The following is a 17,841-nucleotide window of genomic DNA, read 5'->3' as shown; positions in this document are numbered from 1 at the left end:
AAACCCTATCGGCAGGTTGCGTCGAAAGATCGGCTGAAAACCATGTCTGAGAGCTGCGGCTAACCTAGAATACAGCGCAACCCGCCGACGCTCGAGAGGCCTTCGCCCGATATGCTGGACTTCAGTTCGCTCCTGCTCGCAGCCGCGCTGTCGGGCATCTGCCTTAGCGTCACCATGTTTGCGATCTGGTTCACCGCGCCCAAGGCAGGCTTCGTGCTGACGGTGGCGTGCGGCATTCTGGTGCTCGTCGCGCATGTGGTCCTGTTCTGGCAATACACCAAGGATCCCGATCCACTACTTTGCCAGATCGTGCTTGCGTTGCTCAGCCTGGGTTTCCTGATCATTTGCGTGTCGGCCATGCAATATCTGGGCGTGCCCGGCTACAGACGTGCCGTTGCGCCGGCGCTTGCCGCCATGGCTGTCTGTGCCGCCGTCACCTTCCTGGGCCTTGACGGCGTCGGCTTCATCGTCACCTACACCACGGTGACGGCGCTCCTGTCGGCGATCGGCGCCATGTTCTGGATCAACGGCAGCCATGATCGCCGGATCCTGCTTGTGGTTTCGTTTCTGAGCGGCACCTGCGCGGTTTCGTTTGCGCTTTGCGGCGTGGTTCTGCTGACCAAAGGGCAATGGACGCTCGCGGTCGCGCCCGACAACTGGGCCGAACGGCTGAATTCCGTCGTGGCCGTGGCCTGCATGACCGGACTCGGTGCCTTGACGCTCTCGCTCCACCATCTGCAGGCGCAGATCGAGCTGAAGGCCGAGACCATGACCGACCCGCTGACGGGGTTGATGAACCGCCGGGCGTTAACGTCACTCTACGGCGAGCGGAGTTTCGGTCCGTTCATGTCCGTCGTCATGTTCGACCTCGATCATTTCAAGCGGACGAACGATGTCTATGGTCACCCGGTAGGGGACCAGGTCCTGTGCCGCTTCGCCGCGGTGATCAAGAAATATGCCAGGACCGGCGTCGACGCCTTTCGCCTGGGTGGCGAGGAATTCGCCGTCGTCATGTCGCGAATGACGGAAGAGAAGGCCCATGACCTCGCCAGCAAGATCTGTGTGGCGTTCGGCACCGAGATCGTCGCCACCCAACTCGGCAAGTTGCGCAGCACGGTCAGCGGCGGCCTCGGCTTTGGCGAGGTAAGCGGCCGCACCCTCGATGACGTGCTTGCCGAAGCCGACGCGGCGCTCTATTCCGCCAAGCGCGCCGGTCGAAATTGCGTCATCGGTCGGGCGGCACTAGGCAAGGCCGACCCGGTCGAGCCGGCCTTGCGCTCCGCTTAATTATTCCGCCGCGCCCAGATAATCCGACAGGGGCGGGCACGAGCAGACCAGGTTGCGGTCGCCGGCGACATTGTCGATGCGTGACACCGGTGGCCAGTATTTGGCCGCCTTGTCGGCGTCGCCAGCCGGATAGGCCGCCTCCAGGCGCGAATAGGGATGGGTCCACTGGCCGGCCAGCGCCTCGGCGGCGGTGTGCGGTGCGTTGACCAGCGGATTGTCCGTCAAAGGCCATTCGCCCCTGGCCACTTTCGCGGCTTCTCCTGAAATGGCGATCATCGCCTCGCAGAAGCGGTCGAGTTCGCACTTGGGCTCGGACTCGGTTGGCTCCACCATCAGCGTGCCGGCGACCGGGAACGACATGGTCGGCGCGTGAAAACCATAGTCGATCAAGCGCTTGGCGATGTCATCGACACTGATGCCGGCGCCGTCCTTGAGCACGCGGGTGTCGAGGATGCATTCATGCGCGACGCGCCCCTGGCTGCCTTTGTAGAGCACCGGGAAATGCGCATCGAGCCGCGTCGCGATGTAGTTGGCGGACAAAATCGCCGTTTCAGTCGCTTGCTTGAGGCCCGACGCGCCCATCATGCGGATATACATCCAGGTGATCGGCAGGATCGAGGCGCTGCCGAAGGGAGCAGCGGAAACGGCATGGCCCGAGCCTTCGGTGACATGGCCGGGCAAATACGGCTTCAGATGCGCCTTGACGCCGATCGGGCCGACGCCGGGCCCGCCGCCGCCATGCGGAATGCAGAAGGTCTTATGCAGGTTCATGTGGCAGACGTCGGCACCGATGTCGCCTGGACGGGCAAGCCCAACCAGCGCATTGAGGTTGGCGCCGTCGAAATAGACCTGGCCGCCATGCTCATGGATCAGCGCGCAGAGATCACGCGCGCCTTCCTCGAACACGCCATGCGTCGAGGGATAGGTGAACATCAGCGCGGCGAGATTTGGCGCGTGCTCGGCCGCCTTGGCCTTCAAGTCGTCCATGTCGATGTTGCCATCATCGGTGCAGCGCACGACGACGACGCTCATGCCGGCCATCGCAGCACTTGCCGGGTTGGTGCCATGCGCCGACGAGGGGATCAGGCAGACGGTGCGGTGATTGTCGCCGCGTGAGCGGTGATAGCCGCGAATGGCGAGCAGGCCGGCATATTCGCCCTGGCTGCCGGCGTTGGGCTGCAAGGTGACGGCGTCGAAGCCGGTGATCTCCGACAGCCAGCCTTCCAGTTCGGCGATCATGGCACGATAGCCGGCCGAGTGCGCGGCCGGCGCGAAGGGATGCAAATTGGCGATGCTTGGCCAACTCACCGGCATCATCTCCGCGGCAGCGTTGAGCTTCATGGTGCAGGACCCGAGCGGAATCATGGCGCGATCGAGCGCCAGATCCTTGTCGGCCAGCCGGCGCAGGAAGCGCATCATCTCGGTTTCCGACTTGTTTTCATGGAAAACAGGCTGGGTCAGAAACTCCTTGCCACGCGGCTTGCCGGGCACCGTGCGGTCGGCGGAGGGACCGGCCTTGGCGCCGAACAGCGTCGCGATCGCGTCGAGATCGGCATCGGTCGAGGTTTCGTCGAAGCTGATGCCGACATGGTCGGCATCGATGACGCGCAGCAGCCGGCCGGTCTTTTCAGCCGCAGTGGCGATCTGCGCCGCCTTGCCCTTGGTCTTCACGGTCACAGTGTCGAAACGGCTGGCGCCGAGCACCGACACGCCTGCCGCGTCGAGGCCGCTTGCGAGACGGTTGGCTCGCGCATGGATGCGCCCGGCAATCGCCTGCAGCCCGGCGGGGCCGTGCCAGATGGCGTAAGCGGTCGCCATGTTGGCGAGCAGCGCCTGAGCAGTGCAGATGTTGGACGTCGCCTTGTCGCGGCGGATATGCTGCTCGCGTGTCTGCAAGGCAAGCCGGTAGCCGGGCCGGCCCTTGCTGTCGGTGGACTGGCCGACAAGGCGGCCTGGCATCAGCCGCGTCAACTTGTCGGAGACGGCGCAGTAGGCGGCGTGCGGACCGCCAAAGCCCATCGGCACGCCAAAGCGCTGCATCGGACCGACTGCAATGTCGGCGCCAAGCTTGGCCGGCGCATCGGTCAGCGTCAGGCCGAGCGGGTCGGCGATGAAGACAACGATGGCGCCAGTGGCGCGCGCCTTGTCGATCGCTGCCTTGTGGTCGCCATAGACCCCAAACGTATCCGGCCAGGAGACGAGCAGGGCGGCGGTGTTGTCGTCGATCGTCTCGCCATTGATCTCGATACTGAGCGGCTCGGCGCGCGTGCGCACCACGTCCAGCGTCTGCGGATGCGGCGTGCCGGCAAATGCGATCTTGGTGCGCTTGTCGCGGTGGTGGCGCAAGGCGATGCCGACGGCTTCAGCCACCGCCGTCGCCTCGTCCAGCAGCGATGCCGACGCCACCGGCAGACCGGTCAATTCGGTGACCAGCGTCTGGAAGTTGAACAGCATTTCCAGACGGCCCTGGCTGATCTCGGCCTGATAGGGTGTGTAGGCCGTATACCAGGCCGGGTTCTCGAACAGGTTGCGCTGGATCACCGGCGGCACATCAACGCCGTGGTAGCCGGCGCCGATGAAGCTCTTCAGCACCGTATTCCCTGCCATGACAGCCGAAAGTTCGGCCAGCGCCTCCGCCTCGCTTGCAGGTGCCGGCAGAGCGAGCGGCCGGTCGAGCCGGATCGACCTCGGCACCGACTGGCTGATCAGGGTCTCGACGGAGGGCACGCCGATAGCGGCCAGCATCGCTCTGGTGTCGTTGAGGCCGGGGCCGATATGGCGGGCCGAGAAGGGGTAGGGTGCTGCGGTCATGTCTTTCGAGTCCTGATGTCAGCCGATATGGGCTTTGTAAGCGGCTTCGTCCATGAGGCCGGCGAGCTGGCTTTCGTCGGCGAGCTTCATCTTCCACAGCCAGCCGGCCCCGGTTGCCGCCGAGTTGACCAGCGACGGATCTGACGACAGCGTGGCGTTGGCTTCGGTGATCTCGCCGTCGACGGGTGCATAGACATCGGAAGCCGCCTTAACAGATTCGACGACGACGGCGGTATCGCCCTTGCTCAGCTTCTTTCCGGTTTCGGGCAGTTCGACGAAGACGAGATCGCCGAGTTGTTCCTGCGCGTAATCGGTGATGCCGACGGTGGCGATGCCGCCCTCGACGCGGAGCCATTCGTGATCTGATGTGAAATAGATCTTTGCCATTGAAATTATCCTTTGCGGTAGCGATGTGGCGTGAAGGGCAGGGAGCTGATATCGACGGGGATCTTCGTGCCGCGAACATCGGCGAAAACCCGTGTTCCGGGCTTGGCCAGGGGTGCCATGACATAGCCCATGGCGACCGGATGGCCGGCTGACGGGCCAAACCCGCCCGACGTGACATGGCCGGCGGGCTTGCCGTCGGCGTCAAAGAGCGCAGCACCGGCGCGCACCGGCTGGCGGCCTTCCGGCTTCAGCCCGACGCGCTTTTGCGCGGGTCCTCGTTCCACGGCGGCGCGGAGCGCATCGGCACCGATAAAAGTGCCGGACGCGCGAACCTCCTTCGGGATCGCCCACATCAGTGCGGCGCTCGCGGGGTCGATCTCCGGCGTGATGTCCTGGCCGTGCAGGCAGAGTCCTGCCTCCAGCCGCAGGCTGTCGCGAGCGGCCAGCCCGATCCACAGCACGCGTTCATCACCAAGCAGCTTCGCAACGAGATCGCGCGCATCGGCCTCCGGCAGCCCGATTTCGAAGCCGTCCTCGCCGGTGTAGCCGGAGCGGCTCATGAACCAGTTCCTGCGCGGTTCGACACCATGCATGAACAGCAGCGAGCCGGTCTCGATGCCGGCTCGGGAAAGGGCCGCCCAGGCTTCAGGACCCTGGATGGCCAGGAAGACGCGGTCGAGCGCCTCGACCCTGACGTCGAAATCCGCGGCAAGCGCACGCAAATGCTTTTCGTCGGCGACGGCATTGCCGGCGTTAGCGACCACCATGAACCTGATATCGCCAAGCCTGGTGACGATCAGATCGTCCAGAATGCCGCCTGCTTCGTTGAGGAAGAAGGACAGTTTGGATTGTGAGATTTTGAGCGCGCCGGCGTCAAGCGGGCAGGCGCGATTGAGCAGTGAAACCGCCTCCGGCCCGCTGACCTCGAACAGTTTCATATGCGAGATGTCGAACAGGCCGGCCTGTTCGCGGGTGTGAAGGTGTTCCTTCATGACGCCGGCCGGATAGGTCAGCGGCATCGACCAGCCGGCAAAGGCGCCAAAGCGCGCACCAGCAGCCACATGGATATCTTCGAGGGGAAGGTGTTTGCTGTCGTCGCCCGTCATGTCATCTCCAGAGTCGCACGCAATCGGTCGCGAATGGCGACCAGTCCGTGCCCCTCTGTCTGAAGCCTGAGAGACTTGCGCAGCCGGAACTCTGTCAGCGGCGCTTACACCTTCGGCGCGGGGGCAAGCCCCGACTTTCCAGAGTGTCTTTCCCGTCTACGGTTCTTTTGCCTGAGAGATTTCGGGCGATTTCCCCTTCGGCGGCAGCTTTCGCTGCTCTCTCCCGCAAACAGGTAGGACTCAGACCCTGAGTCCTCGACGTGCCATCCATAGCTTGTGCGCGACGGCTTGTCACCTGTCCGCGACATCTAAAGTGCGCCGCGCTGGCGATGCGCTTTAGATGCTTGTGTTGATGCATGTCGTCCTTCTCTCAAGCCCGCGGCACGCCTTGGGCGACATGCATTCGCCGACAAGTCTTCGCTAACCACGCCGTTTGCCGGTTTTTCAAGACACTGCTGATATCTTGGCAGCCATGACGCTTTGGGGCCGGCATTGGGCGGCGGCGGACGGGGACGACAAATGGGCGAATTGATCATGAGCGCGCCGGTGGCGGGGCTGACCTCGAAAAGCCGCATCGCCACGGAGGACGTGACGATGTTGCGCCGAGAGGTGTTCGGCGACGGTGTAGTGACGCGCGGCGAAGCCGAGGCGCTGTTTGCGCTCGATGCCACGGCGAAGGACAAATGCCCGGAATGGCCGCTTTTCTTCATCGAGGCGGTCACCGATTACATCGTCCACCAGGAGAAGCCGTCGGGCTATATTTCGCAGGACAATGCCGACTGGCTGATCCGCACGATCTCGCGCGACGGCATGGTCGACAGCCGCACCGAACTCGAATTGCTGGTGCACGTGCTGGAAGAGGCGAGATCGTCGCCGGGCCAGCTTTGCGTCTATGCGCTGCAACAGGTCGCCCACGCCGTCATCGATGGCAAGGGGCCGCTGATGCTCGGCGATGCGCTGGTTCCCGGGCTGATCGCCAAGGCGGAGGTCGAACTGCTGCGCCGTATCCTCCATGCGCACGGTGGCGACGGCAACATTGCCGTCACGCGCGCCGAGGCAGAAGTGCTGTTCAAGATCAACGAGCGCACCGCCCATGCCAGCAACGATCCGTCCTGGAACGAGCTGTTCGTCAAGGCGATCGCCAATTTCGTCATGTGCTCGGCCGGCTATGAAGCGCCGACGCGCGATGTGGCACTACGCCGTGACGCTTTCCTCGAACACGCCGATCCGGAAATCGGCGGCTTCTTCAGCCGCATGATCTCCGGCGGCCTCGCCGGCATCATGGAGGCCTACCGGTCCCCTGATGACATCGAGGCCGATTGGGAAGCCAAGAACAGGGCGGCCGAGGCGCTTGCTCGCCGCGCCGAGACGATCGATGCCGGCGAAGCAGGCTGGCTGGTCGAGCATATCGGCCTGGACAGGCCCCTCTACGAGAACGAACGCGCGCTGCTCACCCTGATCAAGCAGGCATCGCCAGAAATCCATCCGGCGCTGCGGCCGTTGCTCGACAAGGTTGCTTGACGTGCTGAGGGTTAAACCGCTGATCTCAGGGCATTATCCCCTAACTGTCAGATGCCGCCGTACCAGTCGTAGCCATTGTCTTCCCAATAGCCGCCCCTGCCGCCGCCGATAGTGGCGAAGCCGTCGACGAGTTCGATCTTGTAGAGGTATTTCGGCATCTTATAGCCGAGCTGCCGCTCGACACGGACGCGCAGCGGTGCGCCGTTCTCAACCGGCAGCGGCTTGCCGTTCACGCCATAGGCGAGGATCGTCTGCGGGTGACGGGCATCGATCAGGTCGATCGAGCCGTAATATTTGATGTCGCCGGAAAGGCTGCGGTCGATCGTGTCGAGGCAATGGAACATTGCGTAGCGCGCCTGCGGCTTGACCACCGCCTGGTCCAGCACCAGCGACAGCGGCGTCCCGGTCCATTTGGCGATGCAACTCCAGCCTTCGACGCAGTCATGGCGGGTGATCTGGGTGCGGCTCGGCATGTTCATCAGCTGCTCACGGCTGAGCGACAGCGGCTTTTCGACCAGGCCTGTAACCTCCAGTCGCCAGTCGGCGAAGTTGTTGGCAAGCAGACCCTTGTAAACATCGTCGTCCGGCGCAGTCACACCATTCGGCCGCTGCGGCTGGCGGATGTCGGCCTCGGTGAATTCCGGCGCCAGGGCGTCGCGTCCCGCGAGCAGGCGCTGTGCCCGGTATGTCAGGTCATTGGCGTTTTCGAGAAAACTGCGCAAGCCACTGCCAACGCTTAGCTGGCTGTCGAAGGCGTCGCAGCCCGACAGCATGATACCGGAGGCACCGAGACTGGCACCCGTCAGGAATTTGCGGCGGCTGATCTCAAACTTTGCCATGTCAGGCACTCCTCTCGGTTGTCTTGTCGTCCTGTGCGGGAGGATCGGTGCGGTACCAGCCGGTGATGATCGAACGCAGTTCGTTTATCGGGCCGGCGGCCAGGATCATCAGGATATGAACGATGAAGAAGGCGACCAGCAGCACCATGACGGTGAAATGGATGGTGCGCGCCGTCTGCCGTCCTCCGAGCAGATCGTTGAGGAACGGCAGCACCGAATCCATACTGGGAGACATGGCCAGGCCGGTGATGATCATCAGCGGCAGGAGGACGAACAGCACGCCGCCATAAGCCATCTTCTGCAGCGTGTTGTACTCCCGCGTGTGGTGGAATCTGAGCTTGGCGTGATCGATGATGTCCTGCGGCAAGCGCTTCAGGTCGTCGAGGCGTGGTGCGAGGTCGCGGCGCAGATGGCCGTTCATGGTGCTGGCGACAAACCAGACGATCAAGGTCGTGGTCAGTATCCAGGCGAAGAAGAAATGGACGACGCGGGCGGTGCCGAGGTCGTAGTAGGACGGGATGGTCGCCCAGGACGGAAATGCGCGGGATGTCTCCTGGCCCGCCGGCCCTGACCAGCCGAGCACCCCTGTGGTGTCGAAGCGATGTCCAAGGATTTCAGTGTAGCCGCGTGGCCCGACGTTGGTGTTCTCGGCGCCGATGGCGAAGATGGTGTTGTTGTAGCCAAAACCAGACTCCTTGCCGATATAGAGCTGCGGGCGGGCATTGAAGATCTGCAGGCCGGACAGCAGCATGAAGAACAGCGAGATGGCCCAGAGCCAATGCGTCAGCCGCGTCCAGCGCGACTGCCGGTAGATCAGCGGTTTTTCGTTCGACGCCGAAGCACCGGGATCGGCGGCGGATTGGCTTCTGGCAACGGATTCCATCTTGTCTCGTCTCCCGGCCTCACGGCGTGGCCCGCGCGTTCATTGTCCTCCTGATACGTCGCGATCCAAACCAATGTTTCATCCGATCACGGATTTATTACGGAGCGCCCAGGCTGACGGCGAGGTTGACAGCTGCGGCGACGATGACCGTGTTGAAGAAAAATGACAGGATCGAATGGACAAGCACGACACGTCGCATATGCGTCGTCGAGATGTTGGTGTCGGCGGTCTGCGCCGTCATGCCGATAACCGTCGAGAAGTAGAGGAAATCCCAGCCTTCCGGCCGTTTGTCGCCCGGGAACAGCAGTCCGCCGACCGGGATCTTCTTCTTGGTCTCGGCGTCGACCGCATCGCCGTCCATCCAGTAGACATGGGCATAATGGAGCGCCGCCATGGCATGGATCGTGAACCAGCCAAGCGGGATCGACAGCAGCGCGAAGATCAATTCGATAGGGTGGGTGCTGTCTTTCTCATTGATCAGCTGAAACAACGAGAAGGTGGCAACGCCGACGACGACCAAAGTCACCGCGAAGATGACCAGCATCGGCTGGTCAGTGGCGCGCGCATTCTTGCTCAGATACCTGCCGGTGAATTTCGGCATCTGGGTGACGACAAGAATGACGTAGGTAGCAAAGAATGCGTTGGCGCCGATCGAATAGGCGAGCGAGGCATGAAGCAGCAACGCCACGGCAAGCGCCACGACGCCGAAGCAGGCCGACACCGCAAACAGCATGTGGCGCTGCAAGGGAGGCTTCATCGGGGTTTCAGCAGCCATGGCGGTTCCAACCTTGGATGGCGCTCGGTTTCTACTGCGGTGTGACGGATTTGAGCGCCCGCCGCAAGATGCGGTCGAGTTCGCCGAGAAAGCGCGAACGGTCCTGTGGGGCGAAGCTGGCATTGTAGCCCTTGCTCTCGCCGGTCTCGCGCAGATGCTGTTTGAGGTCGCGCATCGCCACCGCCATGCCGATCGTTTCCGGCGTAAACGGACGTCCGGTCGGCCCAAGCACATGCGCGCCAAGCGCAACCGCACGAGCGGCGAGCGGAATGTCCGCGGTGATCACGATGTCGTTGGATTTCGCGTTGTCGACGATCCAGTCGTCGGCGGCATCGGCGCCCTTTGAGACAACGACATTGCGGATCATCGGATCGCGCGACGGCCGCAGGCCACCATTGGAGACGTAGGTGACGACGACGCCATGGCGCTCGGCGACCTTTTCGACCTCGGCCTTGACCGGGCAGGCGTCTGCATCGACGTAAATGGCAGGTGCCGGCATTGTCTCTCCAAAATGGACAGGGGCCGGAAACGTGTCCGGCCCCGTCCCTGAAATCTTACAGCTGTCAGGCCGGCAAGGCCCCGGACTTCTTGGCGGTCCAGGTGGCGATGTAGTCCATCAGGCCGGGATTGAGGCAGTCATAGGGTTCCAGCCCGATCCCCTTCAACTGGGCACGAATGCCCTCCATTCGCTTCGGATCGACACCCGATTCGATGATCGACGAGACGAAAGCGGTGAAGCCCGGAGGTGACCAGCCATCCTCGACGAAACGCTCGGGGTGGATGAAGGACAGGCCCTTGAACGCGTGGTCGCGCTCGACTGGCCCGTGCATGTGGACACCGCAGCCGGTGCAGGCATGCCGCTGGATCAGCGCTGAGGGGTCGACCACCTTGAGCTTGTCGCCGTTCTCGGTCACGGTGACGTCGCCCGTGCCTGCCACGGCAACGACCGAGAACAGCGCGCCTTCCGGCTTCCAGCATTTGGTGCAGCCGCAGGCATGATTGTGCGCGATCTGGCCCTTCACCTTAACCTTGACCGGATTGCTGGTGCAGGCGCAGACCAGCGTGCCGCCGGCAAAGCTTGCGCTTTCCCGGGGCAAGCCATTGTCGATTTTCGGATGCAGTTTCTCCGCCATGTTTTTCTCCTCCCAGTTGTGAACCACAGAGGTCGCAGGCCGATTGGTCGGCGGCTTGTGGTCTTCTTCAGTAAATAACCACACTCCGGATCGACTTGCCCTCATGCATGAGGTCGAACCCCTTGTTGATGTCCTCGAGCTTCAACGTGTGGGTGATCATCGGGTCGATCTGGATCTTCCCGTCCATGTACCAGTCGACGATCTTCGGCACGTCGGTGCGGCCGCGCGCGCCGCCAAAGGCGGTGCCCATCCAGGTCCGCCCGGTGACCAGTTGGAACGGCCGCGTCGAGATCTCCTGGCCGGCGCCGGCGACGCCGATGACGACAGACTTGCCCCAGCCGCGGTGCGAGGCTTCCAGGGCCTGGCGCATCACCTTGGTGTTGCCGGTGCAGTCGAAGGTGTAGTCGGCGCCGCCGATCTGGTCGGCACCGCGCTTGGTCATGTTGACGAGGTGGGGGACGATGTCGCCGTCGATCTCCTTCGGATTGACGAAATGCGTCATGCCGAATTTTTCGCCCCACGCCTTCTTGTCGTTGTTCAAATCGACGCCGATGATCATGTCGGCGCCGGCGAGCTTCAAGCCCTGGATGACGTTCAGGCCAATGCCTCCGAGGCCGAAGACGACGGCGGTCGCGCCGATCTCGACCTTGGCCGTGTTGATGACAGCACCAATGCCGGTGGTGACGCCGCAACCGATGTAGCAGATCTTGTCGAAGGGAGCGTCGGCGTTGACCTTGGCCAGCGCGATCTCGGGCAGCACGGTGAAATTCGAGAAGGTCGAGCAGCCCATATAGTGGAAGATCTTGTCCTTGCCGATCGAGAAGCGCGACGAACCGTCCGGCATCAAGCCCTGGCCCTGAGTGGCGCGGATCGCCGTGCACAGATTGGTCTTGCGCGACAGGCAGGACGGGCACTGGCGGCATTCGGGCGTGTAGAGCGGGATGACGTGGTCGCCCTTCTTGACCGAGGTGACGCCCTTGCCAACATCGACGACCACGCCGGCGCCCTCATGGCCAAGAATGGCCGGGAACAGGCCTTCGGGATCGGCACCCGACAGCGTGAATTCGTCGGTGTGGCAGATGCCGGTCGCCTTGATCTCGACCAGCACCTCGCCCTCGCGCGGACCATCGAGGTCGACCTCCATGATCTCCAGCGGCTTTCCGGCGGCGACAGCGACAGCGGCGCGGGTTTTCATCAGGCGTCCTCCAATACGAATTTTTTTCCAAGGTTTCAGGTTTTGTCGACACGATCAACTGGAAGCTGATGCCTGGACTGGGCCACAGCGATGAATTGGAATCGCAAATCGATTGAAAGGCAGCGATTTGCATGGTCGGCTTGACCCGGCAAGCACAGGCCATAAAAGGAACGGCCGACCCGAGGGATGACATTCCGCATGTTCACCAAGATCCTGATCGCCAATCGCGGCGAGATTGCCTGCCGTGTCATCAGAACGGCGCGCAAGATGGGCATCGCCACGGTTGCCGTGTATTCAGACGCCGATCGCGATGCCGTGCATGTCGAAATGGCCGACGAGGCGGTGCATATCGGACCTTCGCCCGCGGCGCAGAGTTATCTCGTCCCCGAAAAGATCATCGCCGCCTGCAAGGAGACCGGCGCCCAGGCCGTGCATCCCGGCTACGGGTTCCTGTCCGAGCGGGCGGCTTTCTGCGAGGCGCTGGAAGCGGAAGGGATCGTTTTCATCGGCCCGAAGCCCAAAGCGATCAAGGCGATGGGCGACAAGATCGAATCGAAGAAGTTCGCCAACGCCGCCAAGGTTTCCACCGTGCCCGGCTGGCTCGGCGTCATCGAAAATGCCGACCATGCCGAAAGGATTGCCGGCGAGATCGGCTATCCCGTGATGATCAAGGCCTCGGCAGGTGGCGGCGGCAAGGGCATGCGCATCGCCTGGAGCCAGGCGGAAGTACGCGACGGCTTCGATCGTGCACGCTCGGAAGCGAAGGGCTCGTTTGGCGACGACCGCGTCTTCATCGAGAAGTTCATCGTTGATCCACGCCATATCGAAATCCAGGTGCTGGCCGACGCGCATGGTAACGCGCTCTATCTCGGCGAGCGCGAATGCTCGATCCAGCGCCGCAACCAGAAGGTCGCCGAAGAGGCGCCGTCGCCATTCCTTGACGCCAATACGCGCAAGGCCATGGGCGAGCAGTCGGTGGCGCTGGCCAAGGCCGTCGACTACCAGAGCGCCGGCACGGTCGAGTTCATCGTCGACAAGGACAAGAACTTCTATTTCCTTGAAATGAATACACGATTGCAGGTCGAGCACCCGGTGACCGAGCTGGTCACCGGCATCGATCTGGTCGAGCAGATGATCCGCGTTGCCGCCGGCGAAAAGCTTGGCCTGAAGCAAGGCGATATCAAGCTGAACGGCTGGGCGGTGGAAAGCCGGCTTTATGCCGAGGACCCGTACCGCAATTTCCTGCCCTCGATGGGCCGGCTGACGCGCTATCGGCCGCCGGAGGAAGGACAATTCGGCGATGTCGTCATCCGCAACGACACCGGCGTCACCGAAGGCTCGGAAATCTCCATGTTCTACGATCCAATGCTCGCCAAGCTGTGCACTTGGGCGCCCACGCGGCTCGCCGCTATCGATGCCATGTCGGAAGCGCTCGACAGCTTTGTCGTCGACGGCATCGAGCACAACATTCCGTTTCTTGCCGCCTTGATGCAGCATCCGCGCTGGCGGCAAGGGCTGATATCGACCGCTTTCATATCGGAGGAATATCCCGACGGTTTTGCGCCCGTCGTGCCGAACGACGACGAGAAAGCCGTGCTGGCGTCGATTGCGACCGCGGTTGAACTGCTGCGCCGCGACCGGCTCGACCGGCTTGGCGGGCGACTGGCGCCGCATTCGGGAGCGCTGAAGCGCGACTGGGTGGTGAAGGTCGGCGATGACTATCTGTCGGCGTCGATCGTCGAGGGCATGATTTCCATTCCGATGGAAGTCGATCTGGCGATCGAGGGCGGCAAGCCGCTGACCGTCGCATCCGACTGGCGGCCGGGCGACCTGATCTGGCGCGGCACGGTCGGCAAGCGCAAGGTTACTGCTCAGATCAGGCCTGTTGCCAACGGCTTTCGTATTGCCTGGAAGGGCATGTCGGTGACCGCGCGCGCCATGCTGCCGCGCATCGCCGAGCTTGAAAGGCTGATGCCGGAAAAAATGGCGCCGGACACGTCGAAGATGCTGCTTTGCCCGATGCCTGGCCTTGTCGTGTCGATTGCCGTTGCCGAGGGCCAGGAGGTCAAGGCCGGCGAGACGCTGGCGGTGGTCGAGGCGATGAAGATGGAAAACGTGCTGCGTGCCGAACGCGACCTTGTCGTGTCCAAACTCAACGCCAGGCCGGGCGACAGCCTGGCCGTGGACGCGGTGATCATGGAGTTTGCGTAAGACCAGCCGGGCAGGCAGCCTGTGATCAGCAATGGTTTGTGCTGGACTGGCAGCGCGCGGTCCCGGACAATACATCTCCATCGACTCAAGGACCTTCACGCAGCACCATGGCCGACGAAAAACTACCCCGCGATCCCCTGAAGCGCGAAGCAGCGATTGCTGCGGCGCGGCCGGAGGCGCCCGCACGGCCTTTCGTCCATCTGCGTGTGCATTCGGCCTATTCGCTGCTGGAGGGCGCCTTACAGATCGGCACGGTGGTGGCTCACGCGGTCAAGGACGGAGCTCCCGCCATTGCCGTAACCGACACCAACAATCTGTTTGGCGCGCTGGAATTCGCGCAGAAGGCAGTGAAGGACGGTATCCAGCCGATCATCGGCTGCCAGGCTGCGCTCGCATTTTCCGGCGAAAGCAATGATGGCCAGCGCGACCGCAGGCGGCAAGGCCCGGACATGCGGCCGGTCGTCCTGCTTGCCGCGACCGAGGCCGGCTATTCCAATCTGGTCAGGCTGGTCAGCCGCGTCTACCTCGAAACGCCGCCGGGCGAGGCGGTGCACCTGACCACTGAAATGATGCAAGGCTATTGTGACGGGTTGATCTGCCTCAGTGGCGGGCCGCGCGGACCGATCGGCACTGCGCTCAAGGAAGATCGCCGCGATCTGGCCGAAACACGGCTCTTGACCCTCAAGTCGATGTTCGGCGACCGGCTCTATGTCGAACTGGACCGGGTTTCGGGTTATGATCGGGTGATCGAGAAATCCTCGATCGATCTTGCCTATGCCCATGAATTGCCGCTGGTCGCCACCAACGAGGCGTTCTTCTTGGCGCGCGACGATTATGACGCCCATGATGCGCTGATCGCGATCGCCGAGGGCTCTGTCGTCGCTGTCGACAATCGCCGCCGTCTGTCGCCGGACAATTTCCTGCGCAGCCAGGCCGATATGGCGCGGCTGTTCGCCGATCTGCCGGAAGCGATCGACAACACCGTCGAGATCGCACTGCGCTGCTCCTACTATCCCAGGAATCGCAACCCGATCCTGCCGCGCTTCACCGGCGGCGATGTCGCCGACAACGATGCCGCCTTGCAGGCGGAAGCCGACGAATTGGCCCGCCAGGCGCATGAGGGGCTTGAGGCGCGGCTGGCCGCGCATGGCCCGACTGCCGGCTACACCGTAGAGCAATATCGCGAGCGGTTGAATTTCGAGCTCGGCATCATCACCAAGATGAAGTTTCCGGGGTATTTCCTGATCGTTGCCGACTTCATCAAATGGGCGAAGGCGCAGGGCATTCCGGTCGGGCCGGGACGCGGTTCGGGCGCAGGCTCGCTGGTCGCCTATTCGACGACCATCACCGACATCGACCCGTTGCGCTTTTCCCTGCTGTTCGAACGCTTCCTCAACCCCGACCGCGTGTCGATGCCCGACTTCGACATCGACTTCTGCCAGGATCGCCGCGAGGAAGTCATCCGTTACGTCCAGCAGAAATACGGCCGCGACCAGGTCGGCCAGATCATCACCTTCGGTACGCTGCAGGCACGCGCCGTGCTGCGCGACGTCGGTCGCGTGCTGCAGATGCCCTATGGCCAGGTCGACAAGCTCTCGAAGATGGTGCCGCAGAATCCGGCCAATCCGGTCAAGCTCGCCGATGCCATCGCCAATGAGCCGCGCTTTGCCGAAGAGGCCGAAAGGGAGCCGATCGTCCAGACGCTGCTCGACATGGCGCAGAAGCTGGAGGGCCTCTACCGTCACGCCTCGACCCACGCAGCCGGCATCGTCATCGGCGACCGGCCGCTGTCGGAACTGGTGCCGATGTACCGCGATCCGCGCTCGGACATGCCGGTTACCCAGTTCAACATGAAATATGTCGAGCAGGCCGGGCTGGTGAAATTCGACTTCCTCGGCCTGAAAACACTGACCGTACTCGAAACGGCAGTGAAATTGATCCGCCGGCGCGGCATCGAGATCGACCTGGCGACGATCCCGCTCGATGATCCCGAGACCTACGCCATGCTGTCGCGAGGCGAAGTGGTCGGCGTGTTCCAGGTGGAAAGTGCCGGTATGCGCAAGGCGCTGATCGGTATGCGGCCCGACTGCATCGAGGACATCATCGCGCTGGTGGCGCTGTACCGGCCGGGACCGATGGAGAACATCCCGACCTACAATGCCAGAAAGCATGGCGAGGAGGAGATGGCGTCGATCCATCCCAAGATCGACCATCTGGTGAAAGAGACGCAAGGCGTCATCGTCTACCAGGAACAGGTGATGCAGATCGCGCAGGAGCTTGCCGGCTATTCGCTCGGCGAAGCCGATTTGCTGCGCCGCGCCATGGGCAAGAAGATCCGCGCCGAGATGGACAAGCAGCGCGAACGCTTCGTTTCGGGCGCGGTCGAGCGCGGCGTCGGCAAGCCGCAAGCCGACTTCATTTTCGACCTGCTGGCCAAGTTCGCCGACTATGGTTTCAACAAATCGCACGCCGCCGCCTATGCGGTGGTGTCGTACCAGACCGCCTACCTCAAGGCGCATTATCCGGTCGAGTTCCTGGCGGCGTCGATGACGCTCGACATGGGCAACACCGACAAGCTCGCCGATTTCCGCCAGGACGCGCTGCGCCTCGGCATCGAGGTTCTGGCGCCGTCGGTAATATCGAGCTTTCGTCCGTTCGAGGTCGGTGAGAACCGCATCTACTATTCGCTGGCCGCGCTCAAAGGCGTCGGCGACGCGGCGGTCGAGCACATCGTTGCCCAGCGTGGCGAAAAGCCGTTCAAGAATCTCGCCGATTTCTGCGAGCGGGTCGATCCCAAGATCGTCGGCAAGCGCGTCTTCGAAAGCTTGATCATGGCCGGCGCGCTCGACTGCTTCGGCCATGATCGCGCCTCGATGATGGCAGGCGTGGAACGCATGATGGGGCTGGCATCGCTGGCGCAGCAAAACGCGGTTTCCGGTCAGCACGACATTTTCGGCGCCTCGCTCGGCGCCCAGTCGCAGGCACTCAATCTGCCGACGACGGAACCGTGGCTTGCCGCCGACCGGCTGCACCGCGAATTCCAGGTGGTCGGCTTCTATCTCTCGGCACACCCGCTCGACGAGTACAAGGCGGCCCTGCAGAAGATGCGGGTGCAGACGTGGGCCGAATTTTCGGCGGCCGTCAAGCGTGGTGCCGCCGCCGGGCGTCTAGCCGGCACGGTGACGTCCAAGCAGGAGCGCAAGACGCGCACCGGCAACAAGATGGGCGTCATCGCCTTTTCCGATACATCCGGCCAGTACGAAGCCGTGCTATTTTCGGAAGGACTGGCGCAGTATCGCGACCTGCTCGAGGCCGGCCGCTCCGTCGTCATCACCGTTGCGGCCGAGGACAGGCCGGAAGGCGTCAATTTGCGCATCAACTCGGTGCAATCGCTGGAGGACGAGGCAAGCCGCGTCCAGAAGGCACTGCGCATCTTCGTGCGCAACGCCGCGCCGATCAACACGCTGGCCGGCCAACTGATCGTCAAGGGCGAGGGCCAAGTCAGCTTCGTGCTGATCAAGGAAGAAGGCGAGGGGGAAATCGAGATCGAGCTGCCGAACCGCTACCGGATCTCGCCACAGATCGCCTCGGCGATGCGGGCTGTTCCGGGCGTGGTCGAAGTGGAGCTGGTGTGATCACGGCATATCGCTGTAATGCCGGCGGCACCTCCTCAAGATATCCGATGACGGCAAT

General features: G+C 63.0%; 13 protein-coding genes and 1 riboswitch. Of the genes, 4 read left to right on the top strand and 9 right to left on the bottom strand.

The features are described from left to right. Positions 1–111: 111 nt before the first annotated feature. Positions 112–1,287, top strand: coding sequence for a GGDEF domain-containing protein (locus tag X744_RS164820; RefSeq protein WP_023757535.1), 1,176 nt, complete (start codon positions 112–114; stop codon positions 1,285–1,287). Here X744_RS164820 and gcvP read toward each other — a convergent pair whose 3' ends face one another. Genes gcvP through gcvT form a run of 3 tightly spaced genes read right to left on the bottom strand, consistent with a single transcriptional unit; the run spans position 1,288 to position 5,591 of the window. Beyond that, positions 1,288–4,098 carry an aminomethyl-transferring glycine dehydrogenase gene (gene gcvP, locus X744_RS164825; protein WP_023757534.1) on the bottom strand — a complete coding sequence of 937 codons (2,811 nt, stop codon included), beginning with the start codon at positions 4,096–4,098 and terminating at the stop codon, positions 1,288–1,290. Between the two features lie 18 nt (positions 4,099–4,116). Beyond that, the gene (gcvH, locus tag X744_RS164830) at positions 4,117–4,485 is read right to left on the bottom strand and encodes a glycine cleavage system protein GcvH (protein WP_023757533.1); all 369 of its coding nucleotides are present in this window, start codon (positions 4,483–4,485) and stop codon (positions 4,117–4,119) included. 5 nt (positions 4,486–4,490) lie between these two features. Further along, entirely contained in the window at positions 4,491–5,591 is a 1,101-nt protein-coding gene (gene gcvT / locus X744_RS164835) for a glycine cleavage system aminomethyltransferase GcvT (protein ID WP_023757532.1), read from the bottom strand. A 149-nt stretch (positions 5,592–5,740) separates the two neighbouring features. Next, a riboswitch (glycine riboswitch) is annotated at positions 5,741–5,827 on the bottom strand. 283 nt (positions 5,828–6,110) lie between these two features. On the opposite strand from gcvT, the gene X744_RS164840 reads away from it, so the two are divergent. Beyond that, positions 6,111–7,112 (top strand): hypothetical protein, encoded by a 1,002-nt coding sequence (locus tag X744_RS164840; RefSeq protein WP_023757531.1) that lies wholly within the window; start codon positions 6,111–6,113, stop codon positions 7,110–7,112. A gap of 47 nt (positions 7,113–7,159) precedes the next feature. Here the strand turns inward: X744_RS164840 and X744_RS164845 are convergent, their stop codons facing one another. From X744_RS164845 to X744_RS164870, 6 genes are all read right to left on the bottom strand, one after another. Then, positions 7,160–7,951, bottom strand: coding sequence for a molybdopterin-binding protein (locus X744_RS164845; RefSeq protein WP_023757530.1), 792 nt, complete (start codon positions 7,949–7,951; stop codon positions 7,160–7,162). Position 7,952: 1 nt separating this feature from the next. After that, positions 7,953–8,834 carry a cytochrome b/b6 domain-containing protein gene (locus X744_RS164850; RefSeq protein WP_023757529.1) on the bottom strand — a complete coding sequence of 294 codons (882 nt, stop codon included), beginning with the start codon at positions 8,832–8,834 and terminating at the stop codon, positions 7,953–7,955. A 97-nt stretch (positions 8,835–8,931) separates the two neighbouring features. Then, positions 8,932–9,609 carry a DUF1345 domain-containing protein gene (locus tag X744_RS164855; protein ID WP_023757528.1) on the bottom strand — a complete coding sequence of 226 codons (678 nt, stop codon included), beginning with the start codon at positions 9,607–9,609 and terminating at the stop codon, positions 8,932–8,934. 31 nt (positions 9,610–9,640) lie between these two features. Beyond that, complete coding sequence (locus X744_RS164860; protein WP_023757527.1) at positions 9,641–10,108, bottom strand: YaiI/YqxD family protein; 468 nt, start codon at positions 10,106–10,108, stop codon at positions 9,641–9,643. Between the two features lie 64 nt (positions 10,109–10,172). Beyond that, the gene (gene gfa, locus X744_RS164865) at positions 10,173–10,742 is read right to left on the bottom strand and encodes an S-(hydroxymethyl)glutathione synthase (RefSeq protein WP_023757526.1); all 570 of its coding nucleotides are present in this window, start codon (positions 10,740–10,742) and stop codon (positions 10,173–10,175) included. Positions 10,743–10,809: 67 nt separating this feature from the next. Further along, on the bottom strand, positions 10,810–11,937 hold the full coding sequence (locus X744_RS164870; RefSeq protein WP_023757525.1) for an S-(hydroxymethyl)glutathione dehydrogenase/class III alcohol dehydrogenase: 1,128 nt from the start codon (positions 11,935–11,937) through the stop codon (positions 10,810–10,812). 198 nt (positions 11,938–12,135) lie between these two features. Here X744_RS164870 and X744_RS164875 point away from each other — a divergent pair, with 198 nt between their 5' ends. After that, positions 12,136–14,148, top strand: coding sequence for an acetyl/propionyl/methylcrotonyl-CoA carboxylase subunit alpha (locus X744_RS164875; RefSeq protein WP_023757523.1), 2,013 nt, complete (start codon positions 12,136–12,138; stop codon positions 14,146–14,148). A 107-nt stretch (positions 14,149–14,255) separates the two neighbouring features. Continuing rightward, positions 14,256–17,783 carry a DNA polymerase III subunit alpha gene (dnaE, locus tag X744_RS164880; RefSeq protein ID WP_023757522.1) on the top strand — a complete coding sequence of 1,176 codons (3,528 nt, stop codon included), beginning with the start codon at positions 14,256–14,258 and terminating at the stop codon, positions 17,781–17,783. Positions 17,784–17,841 lie beyond the last annotated feature (58 nt).

This window comes from Mesorhizobium sp. LNHC252B00, from assembly GCF_000502955.1.
In the GTDB taxonomy this organism is placed as follows: domain Bacteria; phylum Pseudomonadota; class Alphaproteobacteria; order Rhizobiales; family Rhizobiaceae; genus Mesorhizobium.
The sequence above is the reverse complement of the archived record's forward strand: the minus strand, read 5'-3'. Positions and strand labels throughout refer to the sequence as shown.